The organism is Streptomyces sp. NPDC127097, assembly GCF_042724075.1.
Classification (GTDB): Bacteria; Actinomycetota; Actinomycetes; order Streptomycetales; family Streptomycetaceae; genus Streptomyces.
Window position 1 is genome coordinate 42,170 of the sequence record NZ_JBHXFI010000048.1, and the last position, 16,916, is coordinate 59,085.

Consider the following 16,916-nt stretch of genomic DNA (forward strand, 5'->3'; position numbering starts at 1 on the left):
GTCAGTTCACCTCAACGGTCGGCGAGCAGTCGGCCAGGCGCACCGGGTCGGCCAGGGCCACCACCACGTCCCGCGGCCCCTCGAATGCCTCCCGGCTGTGCGCGCTGCGGATGTTGTCGACGAGCAGCAGGTCACCGGCCTCCCACGGCCGGCGCGTGGTGTGGGCGTCGTAGGTCTCGTTGAGCAGCCGCACGACGTCCTCGGCGAGGGGGTCGCCGTTTCCGTAGCGGGTGTTGAACGGCAGCCCGTCGGGGCCGTACTCATCGATCAGGTACTCCCGCACTTCGGGCGCCATGGTCCACTCGTTGAGGAACGCGATCTGGTTGAACCAGCAGCGGCGGCCGCTGACGGGGTGGCGCAGCACGGCACTGCGGTGCTGGGTGGTGCGCAGACCACCGTCGGGCTGCCAGGTGAAGTCGAGGGCGTGGGCGCGGCAGTAGCGCTCGACGGCGTCCCGGTCCTCGGTGCCGAACGCCTGGTCCAGCGTGGCCCCGATCTCGGGGTGGTAGCTGCGGGTCAGCAGCCAGCCCTCCCGCTCGAACCGCTCGGTCAGGGCCGGGGGCAGCGCGTCCAGCACGGCCGCCGAGTCGGCCACCCCGGTGGCCCCGCCGGTGGTGGGGGCGCCCAGGCAGGCGAACAGCATCAGCCCGGGGAACTCCAGGGTGTAACTCAGCTCGTGGTGCATGCACATCGGCTGGTTCGGCGGCCACTTCGACGAGGAGTAGACGCCCTCGGCGTAGGTCTGCCGGAGGGCGAAGGACTCCCGCTCGGTCAGCGGAGCGACGCCCAGGGCGTGGCGCACGGCGGCGACCCCGTCCGGGTCTCGCATCCCCAGGCCCCGGATCAGCACCGCACCGTGCTCGGCGACGACGGCGCGCAGGGCGTCCCGTCGCTCGGCCGCCCAGTGCGCCGGGCTGTCGGTGGTCCGGACCCGCAGCATCGGAGGTGTGCCGGGTTCCCGTTCCAGGTCGGGCAGGGAGATCGAGAGTGACGACACCATGGTGGTTCTCCTCTCCGTGGCGGCTCGGGACGCGGCCGGCCGTGCGGTGTCGCACCGCACGGCGGGTGCGGCGTCGTTCGGGTGGGGCCGTGGTCGCCCGGCCGCGTCGTCGACCTGCCGGGCGAGATCGGCGAGTACCGGGTGCCGGGTGAGGTCCTTGACGGAGACCGCACGGCCCAGGGAGACCGCGAGGGCCACGGCGGACAGCGAAGTGCCGCCGCAGTCGAAGAAGTTGTCCTGCCGGCCTATCCGGTCCTGCGGTATGCCGAGGACCTCGGCCCAGGCCGCGGCCAGCCGCCCTTCCGTCGGCGTACGCGGTGCGTGGTAGTCGTCCTCGACGGTGTCGAGGCCGCCGGCGAGCGCCTCCAGCGCCTTCTTGTCGATCTTGCCGTTGGCGGTCACCGGAAGACTCTCCCGCCAGAGGAAGACCGAGGGGACCATGTACTCCGGCAGCAACTCGCCCAGCCGGACCCGCAGGACATCGGCTTCCAGCGCGTGCCGGCCGGAGTAGAAGGCCACCAGGCGTTTGCCGTGTCCGGCCCGCTGGGTGACCACCACCGTGCCGTCACCGACTCCGGGCACCCGGAGCAGGGCGTTCTCGATCTCACCCATCTCGATACGGAAACCACGGATCTTGACCTGGCTGTCCCGGCGGCCGAGGAACTCCAGCTTCCCGTCCGGGAGCCAGCGCCCGTGGTCACCCGCCCGGAAGAGCCGCCGCCCCGGATGGTGCGGATCCGGCACAAAGGCCAGCCGGGTGCGCTCGGGATCGTTGATGTACCCGCGGCCCACGCAGACCCCGGAGAAGACGATCTCTCCCGGGGCGCCGAGCGGCACCGGCGCCAGGTGTTCGTCCACGACGTACACCCGCACATTGTTGACGGGGCGTCCGAGCGGGACCCGCTCGGTGTCCGGCACCCCGTCCATCACCTCGTGGTGGGTGTCGTCCGAGGTCTCGGTCAGCCCGTAGGCGTTGACCAGCCGGATCCCGGGCCGGGCCGCGAACCAGCGCTGCACCAGCTCCTTCTTCAGCGCCTCCCCGGTGACCGACACGCACCGCAGGTCGGGCAGCGCGCCGGGCCGCTGCGCGAGGGCGGACAGCACGACATCGAGGTACGACGGGACCACTTGGAGCACCGTGGCCCGTCCGTCGCCCACCGTGTCGAGGAAACGTCCCACGTCCAGCACGGCGGCCTGCTCGACCAGCAGGGTCCGGCCGCCGACCAGCAGCGCCGAGAGCAGCTGCCACAGGGAGATGTCGAAGCACTGGGGCGCGGTCTGGGCGACCACCTGCCGCTCGTCGATCGCCAGGTCGTCGATCTTGGCGTAGAGGTGATTGAGCATGCCCAGGTGCTCGCACATCGCGCCCTTGGGCTCACCGGTGGAGCCCGAGGTGAAGTAGATGTACGCCAACTGGTCCGGGCCGACCCGGACGTCGGGGTCGCTGTCCGCGGGGCTCGCCGCGCAGACGGCGTCGATGAAGAGGGTCCGGACCCCGGGCACCGAGGTGAGGGCCCGGTCGAGGCCGGCGGTGCTGCCGGGTTCGGTCAGCACCTGCCGGCAGCCGGCGCGTGAGAGCATCAGCGCGATCCGGCCGGGCGGAAAGTGCGGCTCCACCGGCAGGTACACCCCGCCGGCCTTGAAGATCGCGATGACCGCGGCCAGCCACTCCAGGTTGCGTTCGGTGACCACCGCGACGACGTCTTCCCGGCCCAGCCCGCGGGACAGCAGGGCGTGCGCCAACCGGTTGGCACGGACGTTGAGTTCGCGGTACGTCCACCGCCGGCTCCCGTGCACGGCGGCGACGGCGTCCGGGTGCGCCCGCACCCGCTGCTGGAACAACTCGTGGAACCGGCGGTCCGGCAGCGGCCGGCCCGGCCCGGCCAGTCCTTCGAGCTGATACCGGAGTTCCTCGGCGGAGAGCAGGGACTGCCGCCGGTGCTCGGCGTCCGGATCGGCGGCGAGCAGCGTGAGCGCCGTGCGGTAGTAGCCGCCGATCCGGGCGGCGCAGTCCGCGTCGAGGACATCGGTCCGGTACCGCAGTCGCAGCACCTCCCGGCCGTCGCGGCGGACGAGGGCGACCCACAGCACGGTGTCGCCGGCCGGGCCGCCGTCCGTACCGGGCAGGTCGAATACGGTCTCCGGGGACTCCTCGGCCGGAGCCGGTGCCGGCCCGGATCCGGCGGCCGGGAAGCCCCGGCGCCGCAACAGCTCCGCCTCGGCCCGGTGGGTGTCCAGCAGGAGGGTCCGCCAGGAGCCGGCCGCGGTCGTCAGCCGGCACGGCAGCGGGGTGCCGCCCCGCTCGGCGAGGTAGCCGGTGGTGACCTCGTGGTCGCCGGACAGCGCGGCGAGCACCTTGGCGTGCGCGGCCAGCAGCACCGAACTCAGCGGTATCCGCAGCCGGTCGGCCAGCCGGCGCAGCGCGGCCGGCAGCCGCTCCGGGAGGACCGTCGTGTGCTCGGCGGTACCCGGCACCGGGTCGCGGGTCCAGCGCGGAACCCTGGTGTACGCGCCGTCGGCCGGCCCACCGCGTGCGCGGCGGGTGTGGGCTGTCATGGATGTGGTCATCGCTGCTGCCTCCAGCCCTCGCCGGTGTCCTGGCCGCTGGTCTGCCGGGCGGGATTGCCGCCCCAGTGCGCGTGCGGCGGGACGGCCTCGCCCTTCATCAGGAAGGAGTCGGGCGCGAGCACCGCGCCGTCACCCATGGCCACCCCGTAATGGACGAAGGCGCCGACGCCGAGCGTGCAGCCCGCGCCGAGCGTGCTGCGGTCGGATTTGAAGGTGCCGTCCTCCTGCGAGTGGCACTGGACGACGCTCCCCGCGTTGAGGGTGCAGCCGTCCCCGATGGCGGCCAGGGTCCGCTCGGTCAGATAGCAGCCGTCGTCGAAGACCCTGCGGCCGATCCGGACCCCCAGCAGCCGCCAGATCAGGTTCTTGAACGGGGTGCCGTTGAAGAACAGCAGATACGTCTCCGAGGGCACCTTCCAGAAGCGTTCCCGCCGCCAGAAGCGCGGATCGTAGATCGAGCAGAACAGCGGGCTCAGCGGATGGAACGCCGTCACGGCCCGTTCGACCAGCACGAAGTAGCCGGCGCCGGACACCAGCACCAGGACGTTGCCCAGCGCGATCGCCAGGGCGCCGAGGGAGTCGTAGAGTTCCGCGGCGACGGCCACGAGCAGGGTGACCCAGAAGAAGTAGAGCCACCGCACCAGCAGGTAGAGCCCCATGGTGGCGGCGTTGTGCCGGTTCTTGGCGGCGAGGTGGCGGCGCAGCTGCTCGCCGTTCTTCAACTGGTCGAAGGTGCTGTCCCGTTGGACCGAGCGGGGAATCTCGAAGCTGGGCGAGCCGAGGAGCCCGACGCCCTCCCGGACCTCGCCGTCGACCGGGACCATGACCTTCGTCGCGAGCAGGCAGTTGTCGCCCGTCTTTCCACGCGAGGGGTAGGCGATCCGGTTCCCGAGGAAGTTGCGCGGCCCGATCGAGGTCCGGCAGACGCGGAAGGACGTGTCCGTGAAGTCGGCGTTCATGACGGACAGGCCGTCGGCGACCATCGTCCCGCTCCCGACGGAACTCAGGTACGGCGTCTCGTGCTTGACCTCGGTGCCGAAGTTCGACCCGGTCTGCTCGATCCGGGAGAGGTCGTAACCGAGGCACCGCAGGTAGTGGACGATGGCGGAGCTGTCGCCGAACAGCCGCATCAGGAACTTCCGGTTGGTGGTGAGGGCGATCAGCCGGTGCACCGTGTAGTGGAAGCCGTACAGCGGATAGACCTTGCCCGGAGTGAGGGTCCGGCTGAGCAGCCGGGGGACCGTGGCCTGGAAGAGCAGGCCGAGGGGCACGGCGGCGAAGAAGAGCAGGGACACCAGCAGGGCGTCCACGTAGAACGTCCCGTCGGCCAGCGCCGTGGGGCCGGGTTCCAGGACCGCGGTGAGCTGCGGCGCCTCGGCCAGCAGGATGCCCACACCGCCGACCGTCAGCGGTACGTACAGCAACAGCACGGTCGCCAGCTGGAGCGCGCTGTGCACCGTCCTGCGCACGGCGCCGCAGCCGGCCGGTCCCACCACGCGGTAGTCCACGTCGGTCCGCTGTGCCGGTGAACCGTGCCAGTGTTCGCCGTCCGGTACGACCTGCCCGCTGTGCAGCGACGAGGCATGGCCGAGCTGCGCCCCGTCACCCAGCGCCGTTTCGATGTCGAGCACCGTGGCCTCGCTGATGACCACGTTCTTCCCGAGGACCACCGTGCCCGTCTGGATCAGACCGGCCTGGGCCCGGTAGCAGTTGAGGAACGCGTCCTTGCGGATGACGGTGCCGTCGCCGACGGCCAGCAGATCGGTGCACACCGGCACATTGCGCGAGAAGACCGTGACGCCCCGCCCGATTCTCGCGCCCAGGGCCCGGAGGTAGAGCGTGTAGAGCGGCGAACCGACGAACAGCACCAGCGGGTTCGCGCGGATCAGCGTCTTGACGACCCAGAAGCGGACGTACGGCAGGCTCCAGACGCGGAACTGCCGGGGCTGCCACCGCCCGATGAGAACCCACTTCACCAGGACCGGAAGCGCGCACAACACCAGCAGTCCGGCCGCGCCGCACAGCACCGAGCGCAGATATCGGCCGGACAGGCCGGACCCGGCGGCGATCCACTCGTAGCCCCAGGCCGTGGCGACCGCGACGAGAGAGGTGTACCCGAGGAACGTCAGCAGCTGTAGCGCTCCGCACAGGACGTACCGAGAGGTGCCCCTGACAGCGGGAGCCGGCGCCGACGGGGGAGTCGGTGCCGGGGGCGGGGCCTCGACCGGGAAAGACGGTGGGGAGCCCGCCAACGCCGTGGCCAGTTCCCGGATCGTCGGATACCGGTAGATGTCCTTCATCGACACCGGCGGCAGGTCGGCACGCTTCCTGACCCGCGCACAGAAATGTGCCATCACCAAGGAGTCGGCGCCCAGGTCGTCGAAGAAGTGCCGGTCCACCGGCGGCTGCCCGGTACCCATGACCTCGGCCAGCGTGCCGGCGAAGGCGGCCTCGATACCGGGGACAGGGCCGTCCGCGCCGCCCCGGCCGGCCGGGGATTCCTCCGGATACGAGGTCAGTTCTTCGACCGGCTCTCCGACCATGGCGACCTCCCTGTCAAGCGCCGACGACCGTCGTCCCGTCACCGGGTCCCGCAGGCGCTCGTTTGGCGTCGCACGGGCAGTTCCTAATGTGTATTCGAGGCCCGTACGGGTGTGGATTGCGCCAAATGCCCATTTTCTCCTGCGAGGATCTCCCCGTTCCCCTATGCACGAGCTCCAAAGCGGGGATGACCTGCTGCTTCGCGCCCCTTACAAACCCGGCGCGCGGGCATGGTCCGCGTCCCGTACGTGACTGCACGTCGAGTGGCACGGTGCGCGCGCCAGGACGGCGCCCACTCAGCCGAACGGGCCCCGACCGGCTGCGGTCCGCGTGAGGGAACGTCAGCCTGGGAGGGCGCGGCCGATACGTGGCAACGCGTCCCGCCGCGCTCCATCCCGGGAAACCGGGCCGCGCCGGACTGACGAGGGGACGGTCGACACGCTGTGAGGCGCATTTCGCACACCCCGCCCGAGGGGCCGCGGCCGCCGGAGCGGTCTGCCGCGGACCGTCACGTGGACGATCTGCTCGTGCGGGTCGCCCAGGGGGAGGAGCGTGCGTTCGTCGGCGTGTACGACGCCCTCGTGGTGCCCGTCATGGGCCTGGCCCATCGGATCCTGCGGGATGAGGCGCAGGCCGAAGAGGTGACTCAGGACGTGATGATCGAGGTGTGGCGGAAGGCCGACCGGTTCCGTCCCGAGCGCGGTGCCGCGAAGTCCTGGGTCCTGACGCTGGCCCACCGGCGGGCGGTGGAACGGGTGAGATCGGTGCGGGCCGGCGCGGAGCGCGAGCGGAAGGCCGCGCAGCTGGCCCATCAGACCCCGTTCGACGAAGTGGTGGAGGCCGTCGAGGAGAGGGAGGAACGGGCGCAGGTCTACCGCTGTCTGGCCGGCCTCGGGAACACCCAGCGCCTGCCGCTGGTCCTCGCCTACTACCAGGGAATGACCTACGCGGAGGTCGCCCAGGTCCTGTCCACCCCCGCGGGCACGGTCAAGACGAGGATGCGCACCGGCCTGCGGAGACTGCGCGTCTGTATGGGAGGCGACTGATGTCCGCTGACGAGGATCCGCACGAGGCGCTCGGGGCGTATGTCCTGCACGCCCTTCCGCCCGAGGAGGCGGCCGCCTTCGCCACCCACCTGGCCGGCTGCGACGCCTGTACCCGGGAGGTCGCCGGCCTGGAGGCCACCGTCGCGTGTCTGGCCGAAGCGGAAGCGGTCACCCCGTCCGACGCACTGCGCCGGCGGGTCCTGGACCGGGTCGCGAGCACCGCCCAGGAGCAGCTGCTCCGCCGCGAGCCGTCCCGGCGCGACGGGCCGCGGCTGGACCTGGAGGTCTGACCGGCCGCGACGGCCGTCCGCACGGTTCGCGATCCGACGGCCGGGCGGCCCGCGGCGTCGGGCCGTGTGGTCCGACCACACGTCCTGTGTGACATAGTTTTTGCACGGGGGCATGAGGGCCGAGCCGGGGAGTTGGGGATGACCGCCGAATGGCGACCTGTGCGGCAGTCGCGTACGCATGAGCTCGTGCTGGAGCGCATCGAAGAGCGGGTGCTCGCCGGTGAGCTCAAGGCCGGGGACCGGCTGCCGCCCGAGCGCGAGCTGGCGCCGGTCCTGGGCGTCAGCCGGTCCGCGCTGCGCGAGGCGCTGCGGGTGCTGGAGACGATCGGGGTGCTGGTCGCCCAGGCCGGGCGCGGGCCGGACGCCGGGGCGCGGATCGTACGCAACCCGGACGATGCGCTGGGCCGGCTGCTGCGCCTGCACTTCGCCCTGGGCAGTTACCGTCTGCACGATGTGCTGGAGGCCCGGGTGGTCCTGGAGCGCTCCAGCTTCGAGGCGGCCGCGGAGCACGCCTCGGCGCAGGACCTCGACGAGGCGGCAGCGCTCCTGGAGCGGATGCGCGAGCCCGGCGTGGGGGCCGCCGACTTCAACGACCTCGACACCCGGTTCCATGTCGCCATCGCGCGCAGCTCCGGCAACCAGCTGACCTCCACCCTCACCTCGGCCGTGCGGGAGTCGGTGCGTCCGCTGATCCTGCGGGCGCTGGAGACGGCGGAGGACTGGCCGGCCACGGCGGCGGCGCTGAACGCCGAGCACACCGAGCTGCTGCGACTGGTGCGGGACGGCAAGGGCGCGAAGGCCGCCGATCTGGCCGAGGCACATATCCGTGGCTTCCACGGCCGGCTGGTCGACGAGAACGCCCCGGCGGAGGAAGAGCAGGAGCAGGAGCAGGAGCGGGAGTAAGGGGCGAGGGCCGGGCGGGCGCGGACCGCCGGCCCGACCCCGCCCGTCCCTCCCGTACGCCGCCCGTCCTCCTACGGCAGCATCCAGGACAGCACCGGCAGCGACTGGAGATAGACCAGCACGCACAGGACCGCCAGCATCGCGACGCTGTAGCCGGCGACCTTGCGCAGCAGGATCCGCTCGGAGCCGGGCATCTCCACCGCGGTCGCCGCGATGGTCAGATTCTGCGGGCTGATCAGCTTGCCGACCACGCCGCCCGTGGTGTTGGCGGCCACCAGCAGGGTCGGGTCGATGCCCGCGGTCTTGCCGGCGGTCTGCTGAAGCGTGGCGAACAGGGCGTTCGACGAGGTGTCCGAGCCGGTCACGGCCGTGCCGAGCCAGCCGAGGACGGGGGAGAGCAGGGCGAACAGCCCGCCCGCGGCGGCGAGCCAGGTGCCGATGGCGAGGGTCTGCCCCGACTGGTTCATGACGTAGCTGAGGGCCATCACGGTGGCGACCGTGGCGATGGCGGTGCGCATGGTGCGCAGGGTCCGCCCGGCGCAGGACAGTCCCGTGCGCGCGGACATCGGGAAGCGGTCGGCGTCGTTCGCGCGGCTGTAGATCAGCATCACCAGGAGCCCGGAGAGCAGCAGCAGGGTGCCGGGATTGGCCAGGACCTCCAGCTTGTAGACAGCGCTGCCCGCGGGCGAGCCGTCGGGCGCGAGGAGGTGGCCGTACAGGCCCGGCCAGTCGAGCTGGACGGTGAGGGAGCCGAGCAGCCCGGGTATGTCGAGTGCGCCGACGTCGAGCTTGGCGAGCGCGAAGACCGCGATGACCAGGAGGTACGGCAGCACGGCCAGGAAGGTGCGGCGGCGGGTCAGCGGTTCGGCCGTGACCTGGGAGCGCTGGTCGTCCGGTGTCGTGGGGGTCCAGAAGCGCAGCATGAGCACCGCGGCGCCGAAGCCGGCGAGCGCGGCGACGACATCGGTGAGCTCGTAGGCGAAGTGGGCCGAGCACCAGAACTGGGCCAGGGCGAAGACGGCCCCGGTGGCCAGGGCGATGGGCCACAGCTGCCGCAGACCGCGCCATCCGTCGACGATGAAGAGCAGCAGCTGCGGCACGAAGAGGGCGAGCAGTGGGCTCTGCCGGCCGATGACCGCGGCGAGGGACTCCGCGGGGATGCCGGTGAGGGTGCCCGCGGTGGTGATGGGAATGGCCATGGCGCCGAAGGCGACCGGCGCGGTGTTGGCGACCAGGACGGTCACGGCCGAGGTGAGCCGGGGCAGCCCGAGCGCCATCAGCATGGCGGCGGTGATCGCGACCGGCGCGCCGAAGCCGGCCAGCGCTTCGAGCAGTCCGCCGAAGCAGAACGCGATGAGCATGGCCTGGATACGCAGATCGCCGCGGCCGACGGCGTTGAAGGAGCGGCGCAGATCGTCGAAACGGCCGCTGACCACGGTGAGTTCGTAGAACCAGATGGCCGAGACGACGATCAGCATCACCGGGAAGAGGCCGAAGGCCGCGCCCTGGGTGGCGGACAGCGCGCCGAGCCGCAGCGGCATTCCGTAGCCGAGGACCGCGACCAGGAGTGCGGTCAGCAGGGCGCCGAGGGCGGAGTGCAGCGCGGAGCGCTTGGCCGCCATCAACAGCAGGAAGAAGGTCGCCAGGGGCACCAGGCCCAGTAGCGCGGTGGTGGTGAGGCTGTCCCCGACGGCGGCCACGTCGGGGGTGTAGGCCGCCAGGGCAGCGGGCGGAGTGGTGGCCACGGAGTGCTCCTCATCGAGTTCTGCGCGCCGTCCGGCCGGTGGTGAACGTCCCGTTCCGGTCATCGCGGCGCCGTGTGGCTGACGATCGGTCCTCAGTAGCCCACCGAAGATGTCGCATGTCAATAAGGTCGGACCAAACTGCGCCCTCACTTTTCTCTCTCGGTTCGAGGGGAGTATGGTCGGACCATAAGCGCCAGGGAGGCTCTATGCGCATCGCCCTCTTCGCCACCTGTCTGGGAGACACGCTCTTCCCGGAGGCGGTGAAATCGACCGCGGTACTCCTGGCCCGTCTGGGCCATGACGTGGTCTTCCCGCCGCAGCAGACCTGCTGCGGCCAGATGCATGTCAACACCGGCTATCAGCGGGAACCCGTACCGCTGGTACGGAACTTCGCCGAACAGTTCGGTGACCCGGCGATCGAGGCCGTGGTCGTGCCGTCGGGCTCCTGCGCGGGCTCGGTCCGTCATCAGCACGAGCTCGTCGCCGAACGCTACGGGGACGCGGCCCTGCGCGCCGGTGTGGCCGCCGTCCGGACCAAGACGTACGAGCTGTCCGAGTTCCTCGTCGATGTCCTCGACGTGACGGACGTCGGCGCGTACTTCCCGCACCGGGTGACCTACCACCCCACCTGCCACTCGCTGCGCATGCTGCGGGTCGGCGAGAAGCCGCTGCGGCTGCTGCGCGCCGTCGAGGGCATCGACCTGGTGGAGCTGCCCGAGGCCGACGCCTGCTGCGGCTTTGGCGGCACCTTCGCGGTCAAGAACGCGGAGACCTCCACCGCGATGCTGCGGGACAAGATGGACCACATCACCGGCACCGGGGCCGCGGTGTGCACGGCTGGCGACTCGTCCTGTCTGATGCATATCGGCGGTGGTCTCTCGCGCATCAGGTCCGGTACGCGGACCCTGCACCTGGCCCAGATCCTCGCCGCCACCCGCACCGCGCCGCACGTCCTGACGGAGGCCGCCCGATGAGCAGTCCGACCGGCCCCGCGACGCCGGGCACCTTCCTCGGCATGCCGGCCGTCCCCCCGCGCTCCCCGTACGGGACGGGCCATCTGCGCGGTGAGCGCAGCTTCCCCCGGGCCGCGCACGACGAGCTGGGCAACGAGCAGCTGCGCCGCAATCTGGGCAAGGCCACCCACTCCATCCGCGCCAAGCGCCTCGCCGTCACCGGCGAACTGCCCGACTGGGAGCAGCTGCGCGACACCGGCTCGGCGATCAAGACCGACACCATGAACCGGCTGCCCGAACTGCTGGAGCAGCTGGAGCGGAAGGTCACCGAGCGCGGCGGCACCGTCCACTGGGCCCGGGACGGCGTCGAGGCCAACGAGATCGTCACCCGGCTGGTGCGGGAGACCGGCAGCGACGAGCTCCTCAAGGTCAAGTCGATGGCCACACAGGAGATCGGCCTCAACGAGCATCTGGCGAGCCAGGGGATCGCGGCGCTGGAAACCGATCTGGCCGAACTGATCGTGCAACTCGCCGACGACCGGCCGTCACACATCCTGGTGCCCGCGATCCACCGCAACCGCGAGGAGATCCGGGAGATCTTCCTCCGGCACATCCCGGGCGTCGACCCCGCACTGGACGCCGACCCCGCCCGGCTCGCGGCCGCGGCGCGCGCGTTCCTGCGCGAGAAGTTCATGACGACCAAGGTGGCCGTCTCCGGCGCCAACTTCGGCATCGCCGAGACCGGCACCCTGGCGGTGGTCGAGTCCGAGGGCAACGGCCGGATGTGTCTGACCCTGCCCGAGACGCTGATCACCGTCATGGGCATCGAGAAGGTGCTGCCACGCTTCCAGGACCTGGAGGTCTTCCTCCAGTTGCTCCCGCGCTCCTCGACCGGTGAGCGGATGAACCCCTACACCTCGCTGTGGACGGGCGTGACGCCGGGCGACGGCCCGCAGGAGTTCCATCTCGTGCTGCTCGACAACGGGCGGACGGCGGCGCTCGCGGACCGGATCGGGCGCGCGGCGCTCAACTGCATCCGCTGCTCGGCCTGCCTCAACGTCTGCCCGGTCTACGAGCGGACGGGCGGCCATGCCTACGGATCGACCTACCCCGGCCCGATCGGTGCGGTGCTCACCCCGCAGCTGGCCGGCATGCACGGCGCCAAGGATGATCCCAACAGCTCGCTGCCGTACGCCTCCAGTCTGTGCGGAGCCTGCTTCGACGCCTGCCCGGTGAAGATCGACATTCCCTCGCTCCTCGTCGAGCTGCGGCACCAGCACACCGAGCAGTCCGGGGCGACCGCGGAGAAGCTGGCGATGAAGGCCGCGGCCGCGGTCATGAAGCGGACCGGGCTGTTCACCGCCGCACAGAAGGCGGCCGGGCTCGGACGCCTGCCGGCGGGGCGGGACGGCACCCTCTCCCGTCTGCCCCCGCCGCTCAACGGCTGGAGCGACAGCCGGGACACCCCCGCCCCGCCCAAGCAGACCTTCCGCTCCTGGTTCGCCTCCGCCGAGGGCGCGGCCGCGATGCGGGCCGCGGCCGAACAAGGCGCCCGGCACACCGACGACGACCCGCAGGAGGCATCGTGACCGCGACCGCACGGGAGACGGTGCTCCGCCGTGTCCGGGACGCCCTGGCCCTCTCCGACGGACCGGAGGTGACCGTTCCGCGCGCCTATCGCACCGGCCGCTCGCTCCCCGACGAGGAGCGGCTCGCCCTCTTCGTCGACCGGCTCGTCGACTACCGGGCGCAGGTCCGCACCTGCACCGCCGGAACCACCGCGGCGGTGCTCGCCGAGGTGCTGCACGCACACGGCGCGCGGACGGTCGGGGTGCCCCCGGGGCTCGATCCGGCCTGGCTGGCCGCGTATGACGGGGAGACGGTGACGGACTCCGCGGAGGTGCCGGCGCCCTCCCTGGATGTGCTGGACGGGGTGGTGACGGGCTCCGCCGTCAGCTGCGCCGAGACCGGCACGATCTTCCTGGACGGCGCCGCCGCGGATCAGGGGAGGCGCGCGCTGACCCTCGTCCCCGATCTGCATGTCTGTGTCGTCGAGTTGTCGTCGGTGCGGACCGGAGTGCCGGAGGCGGTGGCGCAGTTGACGCCGGAGCACCCGATCACGATGATCAGCGGTCCCTCGGCCACCTCCGACATCGAGCTGGAGCGGGTCGAGGGGGTGCACGGTCCGCGCACGCTGGCGGTGGTGATCCGCACCGACCGCTGAGCGGCTGCGGCGTGCCCCGGGGCGGCCCGGGGCACGGCCGCTCTCACGGGGCGGGCCGCGCCGCCCGCCGCCAGGCCGCCTCGCGCAGCAGCCGCAGGCCGTTGAGGCCGACGAGGACGGTGGAGCCCTCATGGCCGAGGACGCCCAGCGGCAGCGGGAGTTCACCGATCAGGTCCCAGAGGACCAGCCCGGAGAGGAACACCGAGGCCAGCACCAGGTTCTGGACGACCAGCCGGTGGGCCGTGCGGGACAGCGCGAGCACGGCGGGCACGCTGCCGAGTTCGTCCCGGACGATGACCGCGTCGGCGGTCTCCAGCGCGAGGTCGGAGCCGGTCCGGCCCATGGCGACCCCGGTGTGCGCGGCGGCCAGCGCCGGCGCGTCGTTCACCCCGTCACCCACCATCAGTACCCGGTGCCCGGCCGCCTCCTGGGCACGCACGGCGCCGACCTTCTCCTGGGGCAGCAGCCCGGCCCGGACGTCCGTGATGCCGACCGCCGCGGCGAGTCGCGCGGCGGCGCGCGGATTGTCACCGGTCACCAGCACCGGCGGGTGTCCGGTGAGCGACCGGAGGCCGGCGACGGTGGCCGCCGCGTCGGGACGCAGCCGGTCGCCGAGGCCCAGCACCCCGGCCGGCACCCCGTCACAGAGGACCAGCACGGCGGTGTGTCCGGCCTCCTCCAGCTCGGTGACGAGGCCGCCGGCCTCCGCGGCGGCCGGATCACCGGCGGGCAGCAGCCGGGCCGGGGCGCCGACCGCGATCCGGGTGCCGTCGACGGTGGCCCGTACGCCGGTGCCGGGGGCGGCGGCGAACTCCCCGGCGGCGGGCAGGACCAGGCCACGGGCGCGGGCGGCGGCCACGATCGCACGGGCCAGCGGGTGTTCACCGGCGTACTCCGCCGCGGCCGCCCGGGTCAGCAGGGTCTCCTCGGTCATCCCGGAGCCGGACAGCGGGCGGATAGCGGTGAGCCGAGGGGTGCCCGCGGTCAGGGTGCCGGTCTTGTCGAGGGCGACGCGGTCCACCTGGCCGAGGCGTTCCATGACGACGGCGGACTTGACCAGCACGCCGTGCCGTCCGGCATTGGCGAGGGCGGACAGCAGCGGCGGCATGGTCGCCAGGACCACCGCGCACGGCGAGGCGACGATCATGAAGGTCATCGCCCGCAACAGGGCGCGCGCCGGATTTGCGCCGAAGACCAGCGGAATCACGAAGACGGCCAGGGTGACGGCCACCATGCCGACCGAGTAGCGCTGTTCGACCTTCTCGATGAACAGCTGGCCCGGCGCCTTGGTTTCGGACGCCTCGGCGACCATGGCCACGATCCGGGCGAGGACGGAGGCACCGGCATCGCGCTCCACCTTGACCCGCAGCCCGCCGGTGCCGTTGAGGGTGCCGGCGAACACCTCGTCACCGGGTCCCTTGGCCACCGGCAGCGGTTCACCGGTGATGGTGGCCTGGTCGATCTCGCTGACCCCGTCCAGCACCCGGCCGTCCGCGCCGACCCGTTCGCCGGGACGGACCAGCACGGTGTCACCCACCACGAGGTCCGCGGCGGCCACGGTCGTCTCACTGCCGTCGTCGGCCAGCCGGGTCGCGGTGCTCGGCGCGAGCGCGAGCAGCCCGCGTACCGAATCCTGGGTGCGGGCGGTGGCCAGCGCCTCCAGGGCGCCGGAGACGGCGAAGATGACGATCAGTAGCGCACCGTCCCGGACCTGGCCGAGCGCGGCCGCCCCGAGCGCGGCCACGATCATCAGCAGATCGACGTCCAGGCTCTTCTCCCGCAGCGCCCGCAGCCCGGACCGGCCCGGCTCCCAACCGCCCGTCCCATAGGCGACGGCATACAGCGGACCCCACAACCAGGCCGGTGCGCCGCCGAGTTGCAGCAGCGCCGCGAGGAGGAACGCGAGGGTGGCCGCGGCCGCCCAGCGGGCCTCGGGCCGGTCGAGGAACCGGGTGCGGCGTGGGGCGCCCGGACCGGCCGTGGTGGTCCGGGGCGGATGGGGCAACACGGCAGACGGCATGCCGGAACAACCCTTCGCGGGCGGGGAAACGACGGGGCCCCCACCGTACCGGAACAAATGAAGAGGTCTTCATTTATCGTCGTTAGGATGGCTCTTATGGGCCATGGAATGGATGACCACCGCACCACCACCCGCGAGCGCCTGGACGCCGTGGGGGCCGCCGATGTCGCGGCCACCCTCCAGGCCCTGTCCACGCCCTCCCGGCTGCACATCCTGGCCCGCCTTCAGGAAGGCCCCTGCGCAGTCGGTGACCTCGCCGCCGCCGTCGGCATGGAGCAGTCCGCCTGCTCCCACCAACTCCGGCTGCTGCGCAACCTCGGCCTGGTCACCGGCGAACGCAACGGCCGCTCGATCGTCTACGCCCTCTACGACCACCACGTCGCCGAACTCCTCGACCAGGCCCTGTTCCACGTCGAGCATCTGCGGCTCGGTCTCCGTGACGCACCGTCAGGGGCGGCGGACGCGGTGCACGGCTGAGGGCCGGCCTACAGGCTCCGGTTGTCCAGCACCGCCACCGCCCGCCGCACCCGGGCGGTCTCCTCGGTGTCCACGTCCCCGACGAGCAGGTCCGCCCGGTCGCCCAGCTGTCCGCGTACGGTCCCGTCGGGGCCGATCAGCGCGCTGTGCCCGACACCGGTCGGCGCCTTGGTGGGGGCCTCCGGATCGGCCTGCGGATCCGGCGCGGCCTGATTGACCGCCGCCAGCCAGACCGTCGCGTCCAGGGCGCGCGCCCGTACGAGCAGGTCCCACTGTGCGCGCTTGCCCGGCCCCGCGGCCCAGGCGGCGGGCAGCACCGACACCGTGGCCCCCGCGTCGGCGTGGGCCCGGAAGAGTTCGGGGAACCGCAGGTCGTAGCAGGTCGCCAGGCCCACCCGGACCCCGTCGACCTCAATGGTCACCACGCGCTTGCCCGGGGCCACCGCGTCGGACTCCCGGAAGCCGAAGGCGTCATACAGATGGATCTTGTCGTAGAAGTCCTCGACCCCGGGCCCGGTGGCCAGCAGGGTGTTGGTCACCCGCCCGTCGTCCGCCGGGGTGAACATGCCCGCCACCACGGTCACACCGGTCTCCCGGGCCACCGCCCGCACCCCCTCCGCCCACGGGCCGTCCAGCGGCTCGGCCACCTGCCCGAGCGCGGCCCCGAAGCGCACCATGGCCGCCTCCGGAAGGACCGCCAGCCGGGCTTCCTCGCGTGCCGCACGGCGGACCTGGTCCTGGACGATCGCGAGGTTCTCCTTCGGATCGGTCGTTGCCGTCATCTGGCACAGCGCGATACGCATGCGGATCTCTTCTCTCTCGTGCCGATCGGTGCCTTCATGGCCTGCCGCGGGGCGCCGCCCCGGCCCGTCCCGCCGGCCGGACAGGCCCGTGACCATCCTGCCTGCCGACTGCCCGGCGCCGGTCATCAGGCGGGTGTACTCCTCTTCCTTATCGTGCGCCCGACCCCGCCCCGGCAGCACGCCCACGAGGGGGACTCCGCGGTCCCGGCCACATAGGGCGACGGCGGCAGTGGTGCGACGGCACCGCCGGCCCCGGCCGGGTACTCATCGGACACGGCGAGGGCCCGGCCCGCGGACACGCGGGCCGGGCCGTCGATGGGCCGGTGCGGGGGGCCGGGGCGCCGCA

The 16,916-nt window shown here is 72.3% G+C and carries 12 protein-coding genes; 7 read left to right on the forward strand and 5 right to left on the reverse strand.

Annotated elements, in window-relative coordinates; translation table 11 throughout:
• Position 1 precedes the first annotated feature (1 nt).
• Complete coding sequence (locus ACFWJW_RS28775) at positions 2-3,556, reverse strand: amino acid adenylation domain-containing protein (protein ID WP_387246905.1); 3,555 nt, start codon at positions 3,554-3,556, stop codon at positions 2-4.
• Positions 3,557-3,564: 8 nt separating this feature from the next.
• Positions 3,565-6,111 carry a Pls/PosA family non-ribosomal peptide synthetase gene (locus ACFWJW_RS28780; protein WP_387246907.1) on the reverse strand — a complete coding sequence of 849 codons (2,547 nt, stop codon included), beginning with the start codon at positions 6,109-6,111 and terminating at the stop codon, positions 3,565-3,567.
• Positions 6,112-6,561: 450 nt separating this feature from the next.
• Here ACFWJW_RS28780 and sigK point away from each other — a divergent pair, with 450 nt between their 5' ends.
• The 3 genes from sigK to ACFWJW_RS28795 all read left to right on the forward strand — a co-directional run bounded on the left by sigK (position 6,562) and on the right by ACFWJW_RS28795 (position 8,348).
• Complete coding sequence (gene sigK, locus ACFWJW_RS28785; protein ID WP_387246928.1) at positions 6,562-7,155, forward strand: ECF RNA polymerase sigma factor SigK; 594 nt, start codon at positions 6,562-6,564, stop codon at positions 7,153-7,155.
• Positions 7,155-7,445, forward strand: a complete 291-nt coding sequence (locus tag ACFWJW_RS28790) for a zf-HC2 domain-containing protein (RefSeq protein WP_387246909.1) — start codon at positions 7,155-7,157, stop codon at positions 7,443-7,445. The genes sigK and ACFWJW_RS28790 overlap by 1 nt, the downstream gene beginning before the upstream one ends.
• Before the next feature lie 138 nt (positions 7,446-7,583).
• On the forward strand, positions 7,584-8,348 hold the full coding sequence (locus ACFWJW_RS28795) for a FadR/GntR family transcriptional regulator (RefSeq protein WP_387246911.1): 765 nt from the start codon (positions 7,584-7,586) through the stop codon (positions 8,346-8,348).
• A gap of 71 nt (positions 8,349-8,419) precedes the next feature.
• Here the strand turns inward: ACFWJW_RS28795 and ACFWJW_RS28800 are convergent, their stop codons facing one another.
• On the reverse strand, positions 8,420-10,093 hold the full coding sequence (locus ACFWJW_RS28800) for an L-lactate permease (RefSeq protein ID WP_387246913.1): 1,674 nt from the start codon (positions 10,091-10,093) through the stop codon (positions 8,420-8,422).
• A 206-nt stretch (positions 10,094-10,299) separates the two neighbouring features.
• Here ACFWJW_RS28800 and ACFWJW_RS28805 point away from each other — a divergent pair, with 206 nt between their 5' ends.
• Genes ACFWJW_RS28805 through ACFWJW_RS28815 form a run of 3 tightly spaced genes read left to right on the forward strand, consistent with a single transcriptional unit; the run spans position 10,300 to position 13,270 of the window.
• Complete coding sequence (locus ACFWJW_RS28805) at positions 10,300-11,067, forward strand: (Fe-S)-binding protein (RefSeq protein WP_042152615.1); 768 nt, start codon at positions 10,300-10,302, stop codon at positions 11,065-11,067.
• Complete coding sequence (locus ACFWJW_RS28810) at positions 11,064-12,635, forward strand: lactate utilization protein B (RefSeq protein WP_387246916.1); 1,572 nt, start codon at positions 11,064-11,066, stop codon at positions 12,633-12,635. The genes ACFWJW_RS28805 and ACFWJW_RS28810 overlap by 4 nt, the downstream gene beginning before the upstream one ends.
• A complete protein-coding gene (locus ACFWJW_RS28815) occupies positions 12,632-13,270 on the forward strand; it encodes a lactate utilization protein C (RefSeq protein ID WP_387246918.1) in 639 nt (212 codons plus the stop codon). The genes ACFWJW_RS28810 and ACFWJW_RS28815 overlap by 4 nt, the downstream gene beginning before the upstream one ends.
• A 43-nt stretch (positions 13,271-13,313) precedes the next feature.
• On the opposite strand, the gene ACFWJW_RS28820 is transcribed toward ACFWJW_RS28815, so the two are convergent.
• Entirely contained in the window at positions 13,314-15,290 is a 1,977-nt protein-coding gene (locus ACFWJW_RS28820; RefSeq protein WP_387246920.1) for a heavy metal translocating P-type ATPase, read from the reverse strand.
• Between the two features lie 96 nt (positions 15,291-15,386).
• Between ACFWJW_RS28820 and ACFWJW_RS28825 the strand changes: the two genes are divergently transcribed.
• Positions 15,387-15,767 carry an ArsR/SmtB family transcription factor gene (locus ACFWJW_RS28825; protein WP_387246922.1) on the forward strand — a complete coding sequence of 127 codons (381 nt, stop codon included), beginning with the start codon at positions 15,387-15,389 and terminating at the stop codon, positions 15,765-15,767.
• An 8-nt stretch (positions 15,768-15,775) separates the two neighbouring features.
• On the opposite strand, the gene ACFWJW_RS28830 is transcribed toward ACFWJW_RS28825, so the two are convergent.
• Complete coding sequence (locus ACFWJW_RS28830) at positions 15,776-16,570, reverse strand: carbon-nitrogen hydrolase family protein (protein WP_387246924.1); 795 nt, start codon at positions 16,568-16,570, stop codon at positions 15,776-15,778.
• Positions 16,571-16,916: the final 346 nt, after the last annotated feature.